We start from the raw sequence: 16,229 nt of genomic DNA, 5'->3' as shown, positions 1-16,229 counted from the left end.
CCGTGGGCGAGCGGACTCCCGCCGACCCACAGCTCACCGGGGCTGCCGTCCTCACAGGGGCGCCCGTCTGCGTCCAGGACGTACAGCCGGCGGGCGCCCACCGGCCCGCCGATGGGCAGCCCGGTCGTCGCCGGGACCGGCTCGTCCGGCCGCAGGACGAAGGCCGTGCAGGTCACCACCGTCTCGGTCGGGCCGTAGCCGTTGACCAGCGTGCTGTGGCCCAGCGGACCGTCGCGGTGCGCCCGCACGTCCTTCGTGACCGCCGCCTCGCCGCCGATGACGACGGTGCGCACGCCCTCGAAGGAGGGGCCGGTGCCGTCCCGCCCCTGCATCTGGGCGCAGAGCAGGCGCCAGTACGCGGTGGGCAGCTGGAGCACGGTCACGCCCAGGTCCCGCACCCGGCGGGCGAGCTCCGCCGGGCTCAGGGCACGGTCCGGGGTGTTCAGGAAGGCCACCGTGCCTCCGACGGCGAGCGTCGGCCAGATCTCCTCCTGGGCGACGTCGAAGCCGGTTGCGGACGGCGGTCGGCAATGTCCTGAGGAAGGCCGGACGCGCCCCGGGTGCTGCGCTCAGTGGCTGAATTCGCTGGACCACCGAAGTCGTTCACGCAGTCCGTGACACCGGTGGTGCGGTGGGAGGCACCGGTGGTGCGGTGGGAGGGGGTGCGATTCCGGGTGAGCGTCCGCCGTCCGGTCGGAGGTGCCGCGGATGTCTGAAAGCACCGCTTCTCACCCCCTGCCCGCGGGCGGGCGGGCAGGGGGCGAGAAGGTGCCGCGGTTCTGTCCGGTCAGATGTCCCGGAACGTCTCGATCTGCGCCCCGATCGAGTTCAGCCGCTCCGCCAGGTCCTCGTACCCTCGGTTGATGACGTACACGTTGCGCAGCACCGACGTGCCCTCGGCCGCCATCATCGCCAGCAGGACGACCACCGCGGGGCGCAGGGCCGGTGGGCACATCATCTCGGCGGCGCGCCAGCGGGTCGGGCCCTCGACCAGCACCCGGTGGGGGTCCAGCAACTGCAGCCGGCCGCCGAGGCGGTTCAGGTCGGTGAGGTAGATCGCGCGGTTGTCGTAGACCCAGTCGTGGATGAGGGTCTTGCCCTGGGCGACCGCGGCGATGGCCGCGAAGAACGGGACGTTGTCGATGTTCAGGCCGGGGAACGGCATGGGGTGGATCTTGTCGATCGGCGCCTCCAGCTTGGAGGGCCGGACGGTGAGGTCCACCAGCCGGGTGCGGCCGTTGTCGGCGAAGTACTCCGGCGTGCGGTCGTGGTCGAGCCCCATCTCCTCCAGGACCGCCAGCTCGATCTCCAGGAACTCGATGGGCACGCGGCGCACCGTCAGCTCCGACTCCGTCACGACGGCCGCGGCCACCAGGCTCATCGCCTCGACCGGGTCCTCGGAGGGGGAGTAGTCCACGTCGACGTCGATGGTGGGCACGCCGTGCACGGTGAGCGTGGTGGTGCCGATGCCGTCGACCTTGACGCCCAGCGCCTCCAGGAAGAAGCACAGGTCCTGGACCATGTAGTTGGAGGAGGCGTTGCGGATGACGGTGGTGCCGTCGTGCCGGGCGGCCGCCAGCAGCGCGTTCTCGGTCACCGTGTCGCCGCGCTCGGTCAGCACGATGGGCCGGTCCGGGACGGTCGAGCGGTCCACCTGCGCGTGGTACTGCCCCTCGGTCGCGGCGATGTCCAGGCCGAAGCGGCGCAGCGCGATCATGTGCGGCTCGATCGTGCGGGTGCCGAGGTCGCAGCCGCCGGCGTAGGGCAGCTTGAAGTGGTCCGCGCGGTGCAGCAGCGGGCCGAGGAACATGATGATCGAGCGCGTGCGGCGGGCCGCGTCCGCGTCGATCGACGCGAGGTTCAGCTCGGCCGGCGGCACGATCTCCAGGTCGACGCCGTCGTTGATCCAGCGGGCGCGCACGCCGATGGACGCCAGCACCTCCAGCAGGCGGTAGACCTCCTCGATGCGGGCGACGCGGCGCAGCACCGTGCGCCCCTGGTTGAGCAGGGAGGCGCACAGCAGCGCCACGCACGCGTTCTTGCTCGTCTTCACGTCGATGGCACCGGACAGGCGCCGCCCGCCGACGACCCGCAGATGCATCGGACCGGCGTAGCCGAGGGACACGATCTCGCTGTCGAGGGCTTCCCCGATCCGCGCGATCATCTCAAGGCTGATGTTCTGATTGCCGCGCTCGATCCGGTTGACCGCGCTCTGGCTGGTGCCGAGCGCCTCCGCCAGCTGCGACTGGGTCCAGCCCCGGTGCTGCCGGGCGTCACGGATGAGCTTGCCGATGCGTACGAGGTAGTCGTCTGCCATGGGGTTGAGGTTATCTCAGATATGAGATGGCGCCCGCCCGGGGGGCCGTTCGGGTGATGAACCGTCAACCCCGCCCGGCAGCCTCAGCGTCGCGACGTGCGGGTGGTGCGCCGCCATCCGAAGGGTCCGGGCAGATCCATCGACGTCGTACGGCGTCCCGTGCTGCTGCGGGTGTAGCGCGGGCCGTTCTTGCCGCCGCCGGTGGTGATGGACCAGGAGCGCTTGTTGATGTTCAGCCGCACCCCCGGAAGAATCCGGAAACTCTTGCGGAACGTGAGGGGCATTCAGGGCCTCCTTCCGGTGTTCACCGGGCCCTTCCCGGTTCCGTTCGCTTACCCCGGGTTCCCGGATGGATGGCAGGCGGGATCGGACCTCGCCGCACATCTCATGGAGTCCGCGGCACATCGCATGGAGTCCGCCGCACATCTCATGCAGTCCGGGCATGACGCTCCGGCCCTCGTGTACTAGAGTTATCTCGACATCGAGATATCTGCCGAGAAGCACCGCACGCCGCCACTCGGTAAGGGTTACCTAACTTAGCCTTACCTTAGCGGATCGGTCGAGATGCCGTGGCGGCAGGATCGTGGTGGTACGCGCACATCAATGAAGGAGACTGTCGTGTCGGCGAACAGCTTCGACGCCCGCAGCACGCTGCAGGTGGGCGACGAGTCGTACGAGATCTTCCGGCTGGACAAGGTGGAGGGCTCGGCCCGCCTTCCCTACAGCCTCAAGGTCCTGCTGGAGAACCTGCTCCGCACCGAGGACGGCGCGAACATCACCGCCGACCACATCCGCGCTCTCGGCGGATGGGACTCGCAGGCCCAGCCCAGCCAGGAGATCCAGTTCACGCCGGCCCGCGTGATCATGCAGGACTTCACCGGCGTGCCCTGTGTCGTGGACCTCGCCACCATGCGTGAGGCCGTCAAGGAGCTGGGCGGCGACCCGGCGAAGATCAACCCGCTGGCCCCGGCCGAGCTGGTCATCGACCACTCCGTCATCGCCGACAAGTTCGGCACCAACGACGCGTTCAAGGTGAACGTCGACCTGGAGTACGGCCGCAACAAGGAGCGCTACCAGTTCCTGCGCTGGGGCCAGACCGCCTTCGACGAGTTCAAGGTCGTCCCGCCGGGCACCGGCATCGTGCACCAGGTGAACATCGAGCACCTGGCGCGCGTCGTGATGGTCCGCGACGGCAAGGCCTACCCGGACACCCTGGTCGGCACCGACTCGCACACCACCATGGTCAACGGCCTCGGCGTGCTCGGCTGGGGCGTCGGCGGCATCGAGGCCGAGGCCGCCATGCTCGGCCAGCCGGTCTCCATGCTCATCCCGCGCGTCGTCGGCTTCAAGCTCACCGGCGAGCTCCAGCCCGGCACCACCGCCACCGACCTGGTGCTCACCATCACCGAGATGCTGCGCAAGCACGGCGTGGTCGGCAAGTTCGTCGAGTTCTACGGCGAGGGCGTGGCCGCGACCTCCCTGGCCAACCGCGCCACCATCGGCAACATGTCGCCGGAGTTCGGCTCCACCGCCGCGATCTTCCCGATCGACGACGAGACCCTGAACTACCTGAAGCTGACCGGCCGTTCCGAGCAGCAGGTCGCGCTCGTCGAGGCGTACGCCAAGGAGCAGGGCCTCTGGCTGGACCCGAAGGCCGAGCCGGACTTCTCCGAGAAGCTGGAGCTCGACCTGTCCACGGTCGTCCCCTCCATCGCCGGCCCCAAGCGCCCGCAGGACCGCATCGAGCTGTCCCGCGCGGCCGAGCAGTTCGGCGCCGACGTGCTCAACTACGTCGACGCCGGCGTCACGGGCGGCGACGACCGCAAGGCGGGCGTCCCGCAGCAGGAGCAGCCGCACGGCGTGCAGTCCCCGGTCGACGAGGCGTCCGCCGAGTCCTTCCCGGCCTCCGACGCCCCGGCCTACGGCAGCGACGACAACGGCGCCGGTGCCCCGCAGCACTCCGCCGTCGTCGCCGGCTCCGGCCCGTCCAACCCGGTGCGCGTCACGGCCCCCGACGGCTCCTCCTACGAGCTGGACCACGGCGCGGTGACGGTCGCGGCCATCACCTCCTGCACCAACACCTCCAACCCGTACGTCATGGTCGCCGCCGCCCTGGTGGCCAAGAAGGCGGTGGAGAAGGGCCTGACCCGCAAGCCCTGGGTCAAGACCACCCTCGCCCCGGGCTCCAAGGTCGTCACCGACTACTTCGAGAAGGCGGGCCTGACCCCCTACCTCGACAAGGTCGGCTTCAACCTCGTCGGCTACGGCTGCACCACCTGCATCGGCAACTCCGGCCCGCTGCCGGAGGAGGTCTCCAAGGCCGTCAACGACAACGACCTCGCCGTCACCTCGGTCCTCTCCGGCAACCGGAACTTCGAGGGCCGCATCAACCCCGACGTCAAGATGAACTACCTGGCGTCCCCGCCGCTGGTCGTCGCCTACGCGCTCGCCGGCTCCATGAAGGTGGACATCACCAAGGACGCCCTGGGCACCGACCAGGACGGCAACCCGGTCTTCCTGAAGGACATCTGGCCCTCCGAGGCCGAGGTGAACGACGTCGTCGCCAACGCCATCGGCGAGGACATGTTCGCCAAGTCCTACTCGGACGTCTTCGCGGGCGACGCCCAGTGGCAGGCGCTGCCGATCCCGACCGGCGACACCTTCGAGTGGGACGGCGAGTCCACCTACGTGCGCAAGCCCCCGTACTTCGAGGGCATGACGATGGTGACCACCCCGGTCTCCGACATCTCCGGCGCCCGGGTGCTCGCCAAGCTGGGCGACTCGGTCACCACCGACCACATCTCCCCGGCCGGTGCCATCAAGGCCGACACCCCGGCCGGCAAGTACCTCACGGAGCACGGCGTCGAGCGCCGCGACTTCAACAGCTACGGCTCGCGCCGCGGCAACCACGAGGTCATGATCCGCGGCACGTTCGCCAACATCCGCCTGCGCAACCAGATCGCGCCGGGCACCGAGGGCGGCTACACCCGCGACTTCACGCAGGCCGACGCGCCGGTGTCGTTCATCTACGACGCCTCGCAGAACTACCAGGCCGCCGGCATCCCGCTGGTCGTCCTGGCCGGCAAGGAGTACGGCTCCGGCTCGTCCCGCGACTGGGCGGCCAAGGGCACCGCGCTCCTCGGCGTCAAGGCCGTCATCGCCGAGTCGTACGAGCGCATCCACCGCTCGAACCTCATCGGCATGGGCGTGCTGCCGCTGCAGTTCCCCGAGGGGCAGACCGCCGAGTCCCTCGGCCTGACCGGCGAGGAGACCTTCTCCATCACCGGCGTCACCGAGCTGAACGACGGCACCACCCCGCGCACGGTGAAGGTCACCACCGACACCGGCGTCGAGTTCGACGCGGTCGTCCGCATCGACACCCCGGGTGAGGCGGACTACTACCGCAACGGCGGCATCATGCAGTACGTGCTGCGCAGCCTGATCCGCAAGTAGGCCGCACCGCAGTGCGGCGCAGGGCCGCGTCCCCGGGTGACCGGGGGCGCGGCCCTCGCCGTTCCCCGGGGTGCGGCGCCGGAAAGTCACGGGGTGCGCCGCGGACGGTCAGGGGCGGTCCCGGGCCCGGGAGCGCCGGGACAGGGCGTCCACCGCCACGGCGGCCAGCAGCACCCCGCCCGTGATCATGAACTGCACCGCGTCCTCGACCCCCAGCAGCGCCATCCCCGAGGCGAGGGACTGGATGACCAGGACGCCCAGCAGCACCGACCAGGGCGACCCCCGCCCGCCGAACAGGCTGGTCCCGCCGATCACGGCCGCCGCGATCGCGTTGACCAGCAGCACCCCGGAACCGGCGGCACGCGCGGTCGTCGGACTCGCCGAGGTCAGGCCCGACGCCACGAACAGCCCGCCCACCGCGGCCAGCGTCCCCGACACCATGAACATCGCGATCCGCACCCGGTCCACCCCGACGCCCGCCCGGCGCGCCGCCTCCACACCGCCCCCCAGCGCGTACACCCGGCGTCCCCAGCGGGTGCGGCGCAGCACGTAGTCCGACACCACCAGGACCACCAGGAAGATCAGCAGCGCCAGCGGCAGCCCCTGGAAGCGGTTGAGCGTGTGGGCCGCGGCGAAGGACACCACGGCCAGCAGCGCCGTCCGCAGCCAGACACCGCCCCACGGCCGGTACGGCATCCCGGCGGCCCGGTGCCGGCTGCGCCTGCGGCCCGCGGCCAGCAGGTACCCGCCCGTGCCGAGCGCCGCGACCGCGTACGCCGCCAGGTCGTTGCCGAAGTGCCTGCCGGTCAGCGAGGCGACCAGCCCCTCCTCGTCGATGTTGATCGTGCCGCTCGCGCCGAGCAGGTACAGCGTCAGCCCGTTCCACACCAGCAGCCCCGCCAGCGTCACCACGAACGCGGGCACGCCGACCCAGGCGAAGAACGCGCCGTGGAAGGCGCCCACGGCCGTGCCCACGGCCACCGCCACCACCACGGCCAGCCACTCCGGCACACCCTGGTTCACGTTCAGCACGGCGAACGCGGCTCCCGCCAGCCCGCTGACCGACCCCACCGACAGATCGATCTCGCGGATCAGCAGCACGAACACGATGCCCACGGCCACCAGACCCGTCCCGACGACGTCCACGCCGATGTTGGACAGGTTGCGCGGCGAGAGGAACTTGTCGTCCAGCGCCTGGAACACGGCACAGATCACGATCAGCCCGGCGACGACCAGCAGCGGCCCCCGCTCGCCGTCCCGCACACCGCCCAGCACCCGGGCGGCGTACGCTCGCAGACCGTCCCGCCGGGCGCGCGCCGCCGGCCGCGGACCGGTGGTGACCGGCCCCGGGGACGGGCCGTCCCGGCTCACGGCCACGCCTCCCCGCCGCCCTTCGCACGGTGGGCGACGGCGTTGTCCGCGGCGCCGGTCACCGAGGAGATGATCTGCTCCTGCGTCACGGTGCTCACGTCGAACAGGCCGTTGTTGCGGCCCAGCCGGAGCACCGCCACGCGGTCGGCGACGGCCTTGATGTCGCCCATGTTGTGACTGATCAGGATGATCCCGAGCCCGCGGTCCCGGACCTCCTCGACGAGGTCCAGCAGATGACTCGTCTGCTCCATGCCGAGCGCCGCGGTCGGCTCGTCGAGCAGCAGCACCCTGGGCGAGCCCATGAGCGAGCGGGAAATCGCGACCGCCTGGCGCTGCCCGGCCGACAGCGTCGCCACGGGCGCCCGTACGTCGGGGACGCGGATCGACAGCGCGCGCATCAGATCACGGGCGCGGCGCTCCATCTCCACCTCGTCGAGGATGCCCGCCCGGGAGATCTCCCGGCCGAGGAAGAGATTGCCCACCACGTCCAGGTTGTCGCACATGGCCAGGTCCTGGTAGACGGTCGCGATGCCCAGGGCGTGGGCGTCGTGGGGGCGTCTGATCTGCACCGGGCGCCCCTCCCACTCGATCACGCCCCGGTCGGCCGGGCCGACCCCGGAGACCACCTTGACCAGCGTGGACTTGCCCGCGCCGTTGTCGCCCGCGAGCGCCACGACCTCGCCGGCCCGGACCCTGAGGTCCACGTCCACCAGCGCCTGCACGCCGCCGAACCGCTTGCAGACGCCGCGCAGCACCAGCACCGGGGGACGAGCCACGGGGACCACCTCCCTCACTCGGTGAGCCCGATCCGGGCACAGGCGGACCGGAGTTCCGCGGTGCAGACCTGGTCGACGGTGTACACACCGTCCCGGACGAGGGTCCGGCCGATGTTCTCCCGCGTCACCGGCACCGGCCGGAGCAGCAGGGCCGGGACGTCCTTCGTCGTGGGGCTGTCCACGCTCGTCCTCACGAGGGCGTCCAGGTCGTTGCCGCGTGCCAGGGCCACGGCCATGGCGGCGGCCGCCTCGGTCTCCTTGCGGAACGGCTTGTAGACGGTCATGTACTGCTCACCCCGCACGATGCGCCGCACCGCGTCCAGGTCGGCGTCCTGGCCGGTGACCGGCGGCAGCGGTGTGACGCGGGCGCTCTTGAGAGCGGAGACGACACCGGCGGCGATGGAGTCGTTGGCCGCGAGCACCCCGTCGATCCGGTCCGGGCCCAGGGCACGGATGGCGGCCGACATCCGGTCGTGCGCGTTCTCCGCACGCCAGCCCAGGATGTCGTACGACCCGAGGACGCGGACCCGGTCCCGCAGCACGGCCGAGGCGCCCGCCTCGTACCAGGCGGCGTTGGGGCTGGAGGGGTCGCCGTTCATCATCACGACACCGCCGCCGACGCCCCGTGCGCCCATGCCCTGCAACAGGGCCTCGCCCTGGAGCCGGCCGACCGTGCCGCCGTCGAAGCTGACGAAGCCGGAGATGGGGCCCTCCGCGAGCCGGTCGTAGGCGACCACGGGGACGCCCTCGCGCCGCGCCTGACGGACCGACGAGCGCAGGGCGCCCGGGTCGACGACGTCCAGGATCAGCACCGAGACACCCCGAGTGAGCATGGCGGCCATCTGCTGCCGCTGCCTGGCCGCGTCGTTCTCGGCGTTGGCGTGCATCACCGTGCAGTCGGGGCACAGCTCCTTCAGCCGCTTCTCCAGCAACGGCTTGTCGGCGTGCTCCCAGCGCGGCACCGCCCGGCTCGGCAGCAGCACCCCGACCGAGAGTCCCTCGCCGCCGCCCCCGTCCTCCGAGCACCCGGCGAGGGACACCGCCAGCAGCACCGCCAGCAGGGCGACGGCCGCACGCCACGCACGCCCCCTCACCACGGGCCCGCCTCACCGGGCCCCCGCTCCTCCCGCCCCGGCCTGCGCAGCCGCGCCCGCCCGGCGTCCCGGCCCCGCCCCCGGTTCCGGGCGCGGCCCATGCCCCAGCCCCGCCCGCGGCCCCCGTCCGCCCCCTCCCGCGGCCCGGCCTCCGGCTCCTCGTCCGCACCGGGTTCCGGATCCGGCTCGGCCCGGTCGACCACCAGCTCGCTCCACACCTGCTTGCCGCCGCCGACCGGCACCGAGCCCCAGGCCGCCGACACCGCCTCGACGAGGAACAGGCCCCGGCCGCCCGTCGACTCCCAGTCCACGACGACCGGCTTGGCCGGTGCGCGCGGCGAGGAGTCGCTCACCGTCACCCGCAGCCGGTCCGCCGCCAGGGTCAGGTCCACGCGGACGGCGCCCTGCGTGTGCACCAGCGCGTTGGTCACCAGTTCCGACACCACCAGCAGCACGGTGTCGGCCTCCTCGACCACGCCCCACGAGCGCAGGGTGCGCGCGCTGAACCGGCGGGCGTGCATCACCGCGTCCGGCAGCCGCCACACCACCCACCCCGCCCGCACCGGGCGCACGCGCATGCCGTCGTAGCGCAGGAGCAGCAACGCCACGTCGTCCTCGCGGCGGCCCTCCTCACCGAGCAGTTCGTCGGCCATCCGCCCCGGGTCGCCCGGATCGGCCGCGGCGAGCGTCTCGCGCACGAGCCGCATGCCCTCGTCCACCTGGAGGTCGGCCGACTCCACCAGGCCGTCCGTCACCAGCGCGAGCACCGAACCCGGGGCCAGCGCCCGCGCGGTGAGCGGGAAGTCCGCGTCGGCGAGGACGCCCAGCGGGAGCCCGCCCTCGACCGCGATCTCCTCGGTGCCGCCGTCGGGATGCCGCACGAGGGGGGCCAGGTGCCCGGCCCGCACGAACAGCGCGTCGCCCTCCTCCAGATCCAGCTCGACGTAGCAGCACGTGGCGAACAGGTCGGTCTCCATGCCGACGAGCAGCCGGTTCGCGTGCGCGACGACCACGTCCGGCGGATGGCCCTCGACGGCGTAGGCGCGGACCGCGGTGCGCATCTGGCCCATGATGGTCGCGGCCGCGGCGCTGTGGCCCTGCACGTCCCCGATGACCAGGGCCACCTTCGCCTCCGACAGGGCGATCACGTCGTACCAGTCGCCGCCCACCTGCAACCCCCGCCGGGCGGGCAGGTAGCGGGCCACGGCGACGCCGCCGGGCAGCCGGGGGAGGCGGCGGGGCAGCAGGCTGCGCTGGAGCATCGTCGCCAGCTCCTGCTCGGCGTCGTAGGCGTGGGCGCGTTTCAGAGCCTGCCCGACCAGCCCTGCCGTGGCGGTGAGCAGGGCCCGCTCGTCGGGGGCGAACTCGTGCGGTGCGTCCCAGCCGACGAGGCACACACCCGCCACCCGGTTGCGGGCCGGCAGCGGCAGCACCGCGAGGCCGCCCGGGCCGATGCCCGTGAGCCCCGGTTCCAGCGCCGCGCCGGCCGGCCACAGGCTCATCCGCCCGTCGCGCAGCGCCGCCTGGAGCGTGGGCAGGGCACCGACGGGCGCGTCCGGCCACTCCGAGCGCCACTCGGTGCGCCACAGCTGCGGCCAGGCAGCGGGCCCCGGCGGATCGAGGACGGTGACGGCGAGCCGGTCCTCCAGCAGCTCGGCGAGCGCGATGCGATCGGCGCCCAGCGGCTCGCGCAGCGCGGCGACGACGACACGGCTGACGTCCCGCACGGTCGTCGCGTCGTCGAGCGCGGCCGTCAGCCACTGGAGCCGGGCCACGTCGCCGGCGCCCCGGCGCAGGACGGGCGCCGCGCTCACCACCCCCAGCACCCGCTCCGGGACGCCCTCGGCCCCCTTGCGCACCCGGCACTCCAGCCGCAGCCAGCACAGTTCGCCGGTGGGCCGCCGGATACGGAACTCCAGCTCACGGCGGCCCGGCGCCTGCGCCGACGGTTCGATGACCGACAGCAGGGCGGGGACGTCCTCCGGGACGCTGCACGCGAGCAGGGTGTCGCTCTTGCCGTCGAACGCGCCGTCCGGGATGCCGAGCAGTTCGAGCAGGGCCGGGTCCGTCTCGACCAGCCCCGTGCCGGGTGTCAGCGCGAACGACCCCACGCCCATCGCACGCAGCGCCGAGTCCAGCAGGGGGCTGGGCGCCGACCGGTCGGCCTCGCCCCGCAGCCGCCCGGCGACGGCCTCGGCGTACCGCTCCAGGAACTCGCGCTGCTCGGCCCCGAACCCCTCCCCGGTCTCGCCCACCAGCAGCAGACACCCCAGCCACCCACCCGCCGCCCCCAGCGGCAGCGCCCCGAGGGGCGGGGAGGGGGCTCCGCCCTCCTCCGTGCCCCCCGCCCCCTCACGCCACAGGGGCCGCCCGCGCAGATAGGCGTCGACGACCAGGGCTTCCGGCGCACGCGCTCCCGGCCCGCTCGCCCCGCCCCGGCCCCCGCCGGGCGACCCCCGCAGCTGATCGGGAAGCCGCACGTCACGCGCGATCCCGTACCGGTCCGGCTCATCCCCGGCCCACTCCACCGCCCGGAGCCCGGCCCCGCTCTCCGTGCGCACGAACACGGCCGCCAGGGTCACACCGGCGAACGCCCGGACCCGTCCTCCGGCGGCCGACCCGCATGCCGGACCGGACGGGCGGGGGTGGCCGGACGGGCCGCCGCCCCCGTCTGCCGAGGGGCGGGGCGTGCCGGTCCCGCCGTCGCCCGGCGGCTGTCCGCCGGGGGGCGCGGAGCGGGCGTCGCCGTCCTGGGGCATGTGCGCCGCCACCTCCCGTCCGTGCCGCGGCCACCGGCGGGTGGGAGTCCCGGGACTCCGGCGGAGCCGACGCGGACACGACACGGGACCGGGACCGGCGGCGCCGGACCGCGCCTCCCACGACGGATCCACGCCGCGCATGAGCGGCAGGGCACCCACACCTCAGAATCGCATACCTGAAGAACACCGACATATGGGGCGAGGTGGCTCATCCGCGGCGTGACCGGGACTCAGCGCCGGCCGGGACTACGCGCCGGCCGGGGCTCGGTGCCGCCGGAGGCGGCAGGGCCGGGCCGCGCGTGCCGCCGTCCGGCGGTCCCGCGCGACCCGGCCCGATTCCGGCCGGTCGACGCCCTCGACGTCGTCGGTTCAGCCCAGCAGTTCCACCTCCGCCAGCGTCGCCTCGCCGTCGAGGACCAGGCGGTACTTCGCGTACGCGCCCGGCGACTTCACCGAGAACGCCCGGGTCTGCCGGTCCCAGGCGAAGGACTCCCCGGAGCGCCGGTCCAGCGTCCGCCAGGTCTCACCGTCCGCGGAGCCCTGGAGGGTCCACGCGGCCGGTGCCTTCGTGCGGTCCTTCGACGACGTCAGCGTGTACTGCACGGCCTCGGTGCCCGCTGCGGCCGGCAGGTCCACGGACGTCACCTGGGCATCCGTCGCCGAGGTGTCGTCGAACAGGGCGCCGTCGCCCTTCAGCGCGTCCACCCGGGGCTCCGGCACCTCGTCGTCCTCGGTGATCGACACCGGCGCCGCGTCCTTGCCGGTGCCCCAGGACGACGGCCGCGGCCCCATGTCGAACTCCAGGACACCCCCCCGGGCGACCACCGAGTGCGGCAGGGACGTCTTCGACCAGGTACGGCCGTTGACCTTCAGCCCCTGCACGTAGACGTTCCTCGCGCTGTTGCGCGGCGCCTTCACCACCAGCTCGCGCCCGTTCTCCAGGTGCACGGTCGCCTTCTCGAACAGGGGCGAGCCGATCGCGTACTCGCCGCTGCCCATCACCAGCGGGTAGAAGCCGAGCGCGGAGAACAGGTACCAGGCCGACTGCTCGCCGTTGTCCTCGTCCCCGTGGTAGCCCTGGCCGATCTCGCTGCCCGTGTACAGGCGGGACAGCACCTCGCGGACGTTCTTCTGCGTCTTCCAGGGCTGCCCGGCCGCGTCGTACATGTACAGGGCGTGGTGGGCCACCTGGTTGGAGTGGCCGTACATGCCCATCCGCACGTCCCGTGCCTCGGTCATCTCGTGGATGACACCGCCGTAGGAGCCGACGAACTCGGGGGAGGCCGTCTCGGGGGTGGAGAGGTACTCGTCCAGCTTGTCGGCGAGGCCCTTGCGCCCGCCGTACAGATTGGCCAGACCCCGGCTGTCCTGCGGGGCGGTGAAGGCGTAACCCCACCCGTTGGTCTCGGTGTAGTCGTGGCCCCACACCCGCGGGTCGTACGCCGAGGACTCGACCCGCCAGTCGCCCTTCGCGTCACGGCCCTGGAAGAACCCGGCCTTGCCGTCGAAGAGCTTCACGTAGTCCTGCGCGCGGTTCAGGAAGTACTCCGACTCCTCCTGGTAGCGCTTCTCGCCGGTCTCCTCGTAGAGTCTGCGGCCCATGCGGGAGATGCCGTAGTCGTTGAGGTAGCCCTCCAGCGCCCAGGACAGGCCCTCGTGGGTCTCGGTGCTCGTGTAGCCGAGGAACGGCGAGGTGGCCATGCCCTTGCGGCCGACGCCCGGACTCGGCGGCACGACCGTCGCGTTCTTCACGGCCGCGTCGTACGCCGCCTTCGCGTCGAAGTCCACACCCTTGACGTAGGCGTCCGCGAACGCCACGTCCGAGGAGGTGCCCGTCATCAGGTCCGCGTAGCCGGGCGAGGACCAGCGGGAGGTCCAGCCGCCGTCCTTGTAGTGCTGCACGAACCCGTCGACCAGCTCACCGGCCTGGGACGGGGTCAGGAACGAGTAGGCGGGCCAGGTCGTGCGGTAGGTGTCCCAGAAGCCGTTGTTGACGTACACCTTGCCGTCGACGATCTTGGCGCCGGTGTGCGTCGGGGAGTCGGGCTCCGGCATGCGGGAGAACGGCGAGGCGTACTTGTACTCGCCATCGACCTTCTCGTGCCCGGAGTTCGGGTACAGGTACAGCCGGTACAGGCTGGAGTACAGGGTCGTCAGCTGGTCGGGGGTCGCGCCCTCGACCTCGACCTTGCCGAGCAGCCGGTCCCACTGCCGCTGGGCACTCTTCTTCACCGCTTCGAAGGACCGGTCCTGCGGGATCTCCTGGCGCAGGTTGTCCTTCGCCTGGTCGATGCTGATGAGCGAGGTCGCCAGGCGCAGGGTGACCGTCCGGTCGTCGGCGTCGAAGCGCAGGTAGCCCTTGACGCCGCTGGAGTCGCCCCCGGTCACCGGCTGGTCGAACTCGCCGTAGACGAACAGCCGTGTCGCGCCCGTCGACAGCCCGGACTTGACGTCCGAGTAGCCGGTGACGACGCCGTTGTCCTTGTCGAGGGTCAGACCGGCCTGGTCGGTCACGTTGTCGAACACGACGCTCGCGTCGTCGCCCGGGTAGGTGAAGCGCAGGGCCGCCGCGTGGTCGGTCGGCGCCATCTCGGCCTTCAGCCCGTTCTCGAACCGCACGCCGTAGTAGTACGGCCGCGCCGTCTCGTTCTCGTGCCGGAAGGCCAGCTCCCGTGCCTCGCGGCCCAGTTCGGGGGCGCCGGACGCGACGGACGGCATCACCTGGAACGTCTGCCGGTCGCCCATCCAGGGGCTCGGCTCGTGGCTCGCGCTGAACGCCTGGATGGTGGGCAGGTTGTCCGCGTTGTTCGACCGCGCGTAGTCGTACAGCCAGCTCAGCGAACCGGCGTTGGTCACCGGCGTCCAGAAGTTGAAGCCGTGCGGGACGGCCGTCGCCGGGAAGTTGTTGCCCCGGGAGAAGCCGCCGCTGGAGTGGGTGCCGCGGGTGGTCACCGCGTAGTCCGACAAATGCGCCTTCGGCCGCTCGGGCGCGACGGAGGCGATGCTCACGTCGTCCACCCAGCCGCGGAACTTGGCGGGACCCTTGGGGGAGTCGTACGCCACCAGGATCCGGTCCACGGTCTTCCCGGCCGCGACCGAGCCGATCCGCGCGGCCACGTTGTTCCACTGGTTGACGTAGAGGACCTTCGACGCGCCCTGCCCCTGCGGGGTCAGCGGGAAGCCGTGCTGGTCCGTGGCGCGCAGCTCGCTCAGCTGGGTGCCGTCGGTGAAGGCCAGGTCGACCGAGACGTTCGTGGCGTCGTAGTCGAGGTCGCCGTCCGCCATGGACGGGAAGATCCGGTACGACAGCTGCGTGTTCCGGCCGACGGCCACGTTCACGTCGAAGACCTTGTTGTACGAGTACGCCCGGCCCTCGGCGGTGTGCCGGCCGGCGTAGCGCAGCGCCCGCTTGCCGGTGAACCCGGCACCGGCCTTGGCGGTGGGGGAGCCGCTCGGACCCCGGTCGACCAGCGAGAGCATGTCCTTCGGGATCGGGTCGTCGCTGCCGCCCGTGGAGAGCTGGAGGTCGGCGAGCTGAAGGATGTCGGCGCCGTTGTTCCGCGTCACCTCCAGCCGGAAGTGCGCGTAGGCGCCGGGCTCGGCCAGGTCGTACGTCCTGGTCTGGAACCGCTCCGCGAAAGACTGCCCGGAGCGGGTGTCGAGCGTCGTCCACTCCTTGCCGTCGGTGGAACCCTTCAGGGTCCAGTCCTGCGGGTCGCGCCCCTCGGCGTCGTTGGCGGACGTCAGCGCGTAACGCTTGAGCTCGACCGGTTTGTCCAGGTCGAACTCCACCCAGCCGGTGGGCTCGAAGGCCAGCCACTTCGTGCTCGGCTCGCCGTCGACGAGGTTCTCCTTCACCTCGCCGCCGCCGGTGTTCTCGGCGCTCGCCCGGACGTCGGTGACCCGGTCGGTCACGTTGCCCGGTATGCCGCTGCTGTATCCGCCGTCGACGCCCGAGGCGCGCTCGGCGCCGCCGGGGCCGGTGTCGACCGTGTTCGTCCAGTCCGGAAGCGGGTCGTCCGCCTCGAAGGAGGACGCGAATCCCCGATCGGGTTTCGCCGGGGCCTGGGGCAGTGCGACCGCAACTCCCTGCGAACCCAAGGCCATGGCGAAGGCGGTCGCCGACACGACCGCCGAACCCCATCTGTGCCGAGCTTTCCGCTGCATCAACGGGTACCCTCCCTGCGCAGTGGACAACGTTGTCAGCTTCAATGCGCAAGGACCAGTAGTTGCCCAAGTGCCGCGATGTGTCAAGGGTGTTGTCTGTGGCATTCGAGGGCCGCGACCGGGATTTTTCCACTGGGAAACGTACAGGCCGCGCATACTTCCGCGAGGTCTCAACTCGGATAAGACCCGCGAGGAACCTTGTGTTCGATCTTGATCCGTTGGCGGGAAGTGGACTATACCTGTCGGGCGATTCACACGATCCGCACGTCACCAACCGCACTTTCCTGCACGA

Annotated in this window: 8 protein-coding genes and 1 pseudogene; 1 reads left to right on the top strand and 8 read right to left on the bottom strand. The window is 72.0% G+C overall.

Features of this window, described 5'->3' with window-relative positions; all coding sequences use genetic code 11:
* Nucleotides 1–5 precede the first annotated feature (5 nt).
* The 3 genes and pseudogenes from ACZ6ZN_RS05815 to ACZ6ZN_RS05805 form a co-directional block, all read right to left on the bottom strand.
* Nucleotides 6–497 (bottom strand): annotated as a pseudogene (locus ACZ6ZN_RS05815) (AMP-binding protein); the annotation flags it as partial.
* Nucleotides 498–787: 290 nt separating this feature from the next.
* Nucleotides 788–2,317: a helix-turn-helix domain-containing protein gene (locus ACZ6ZN_RS05810; RefSeq protein ID WP_398109750.1), complete on the bottom strand. Its 1,530-nt coding sequence runs from the start codon at nt 2,315–2,317 to the stop codon at nt 788–790.
* Nucleotides 2,318–2,400: 83 nt separating this feature from the next.
* Complete coding sequence (locus ACZ6ZN_RS05805; protein ID WP_398109749.1) at nt 2,401–2,601, bottom strand: DUF4236 domain-containing protein; 201 nt, start codon at nt 2,599–2,601, stop codon at nt 2,401–2,403.
* A gap of 319 nt (nt 2,602–2,920) precedes the next feature.
* On the opposite strand from ACZ6ZN_RS05805, the gene ACZ6ZN_RS05800 reads away from it, so the two are divergent.
* Nucleotides 2,921–5,770: an aconitate hydratase gene (locus ACZ6ZN_RS05800; RefSeq protein WP_469643327.1), complete on the top strand. Its 2,850-nt coding sequence runs from the start codon at nt 2,921–2,923 to the stop codon at nt 5,768–5,770.
* A 108-nt stretch (nt 5,771–5,878) separates the two neighbouring features.
* Here ACZ6ZN_RS05800 and ACZ6ZN_RS05795 read toward each other — a convergent pair whose 3' ends face one another.
* The 5 genes from ACZ6ZN_RS05795 to ACZ6ZN_RS05775 form a co-directional block, all read right to left on the bottom strand.
* Nucleotides 5,879–7,141, bottom strand: a complete 1,263-nt coding sequence (locus ACZ6ZN_RS05795; RefSeq protein WP_451878773.1) for a sugar ABC transporter permease — start codon at nt 7,139–7,141, stop codon at nt 5,879–5,881.
* The gene (locus tag ACZ6ZN_RS05790) at nt 7,138–7,917 is read right to left on the bottom strand and encodes an ATP-binding cassette domain-containing protein (protein WP_398109746.1); all 780 of its coding nucleotides are present in this window, start codon (nt 7,915–7,917) and stop codon (nt 7,138–7,140) included. The genes ACZ6ZN_RS05795 and ACZ6ZN_RS05790 overlap by 4 nt, the downstream gene beginning before the upstream one ends.
* A 14-nt stretch (nt 7,918–7,931) precedes the next feature.
* On the bottom strand, nt 7,932–9,011 hold the full coding sequence (locus ACZ6ZN_RS05785) for a sugar ABC transporter substrate-binding protein (RefSeq protein ID WP_469643978.1): 1,080 nt from the start codon (nt 9,009–9,011) through the stop codon (nt 7,932–7,934).
* Nucleotides 9,008–11,770, bottom strand: a complete 2,763-nt coding sequence (locus tag ACZ6ZN_RS05780; protein ID WP_469643323.1) for a SpoIIE family protein phosphatase — start codon at nt 11,768–11,770, stop codon at nt 9,008–9,010. Before ACZ6ZN_RS05780 ends, ACZ6ZN_RS05785 begins: the two co-directional genes overlap by 4 nt.
* A gap of 369 nt (nt 11,771–12,139) precedes the next feature.
* Entirely contained in the window at nt 12,140–15,937 is a 3,798-nt protein-coding gene (locus ACZ6ZN_RS05775) for a GH92 family glycosyl hydrolase (RefSeq protein WP_469643321.1), read from the bottom strand.
* Nucleotides 15,938–16,229 lie beyond the last annotated feature (292 nt).

The organism is Streptomyces sp. NPDC053665 (genome assembly GCF_055585285.1).
This window is presented reverse-complemented; position numbering and strand designations above follow the sequence as displayed.

What these genes read in the sequence shown, in the direction of transcription:
- ACZ6ZN_RS05810 (WP_398109750.1), bottom strand. Translation starts at nt 2,317, where the DNA reads ATGGCAGACGACTACCTCGTACGCATCGGCAAGCTCATCCGTGACGCC.
- ACZ6ZN_RS05805 (WP_398109749.1), bottom strand. Translation starts at nt 2,601, where the DNA reads ATGCCCCTCACGTTCCGCAAGAGTTTCCGGATTCTTCCGGGGGTGCGG.
- ACZ6ZN_RS05800 (WP_469643327.1), top strand. Translation starts at nt 2,921, where the DNA reads ATGAAGGAGACTGTCGTGTCGGCGAACAGCTTCGACGCCCGCAGCACG.
- ACZ6ZN_RS05780 (WP_469643323.1), bottom strand. Translation starts at nt 11,770, where the DNA reads ATGCCCCAGGACGGCGACGCCCGCTCCGCGCCCCCCGGCGGACAGCCG.
- ACZ6ZN_RS05775 (WP_469643321.1), bottom strand. Translation starts at nt 15,937, where the DNA reads ATGCAGCGGAAAGCTCGGCACAGATGGGGTTCGGCGGTCGTGTCGGCG.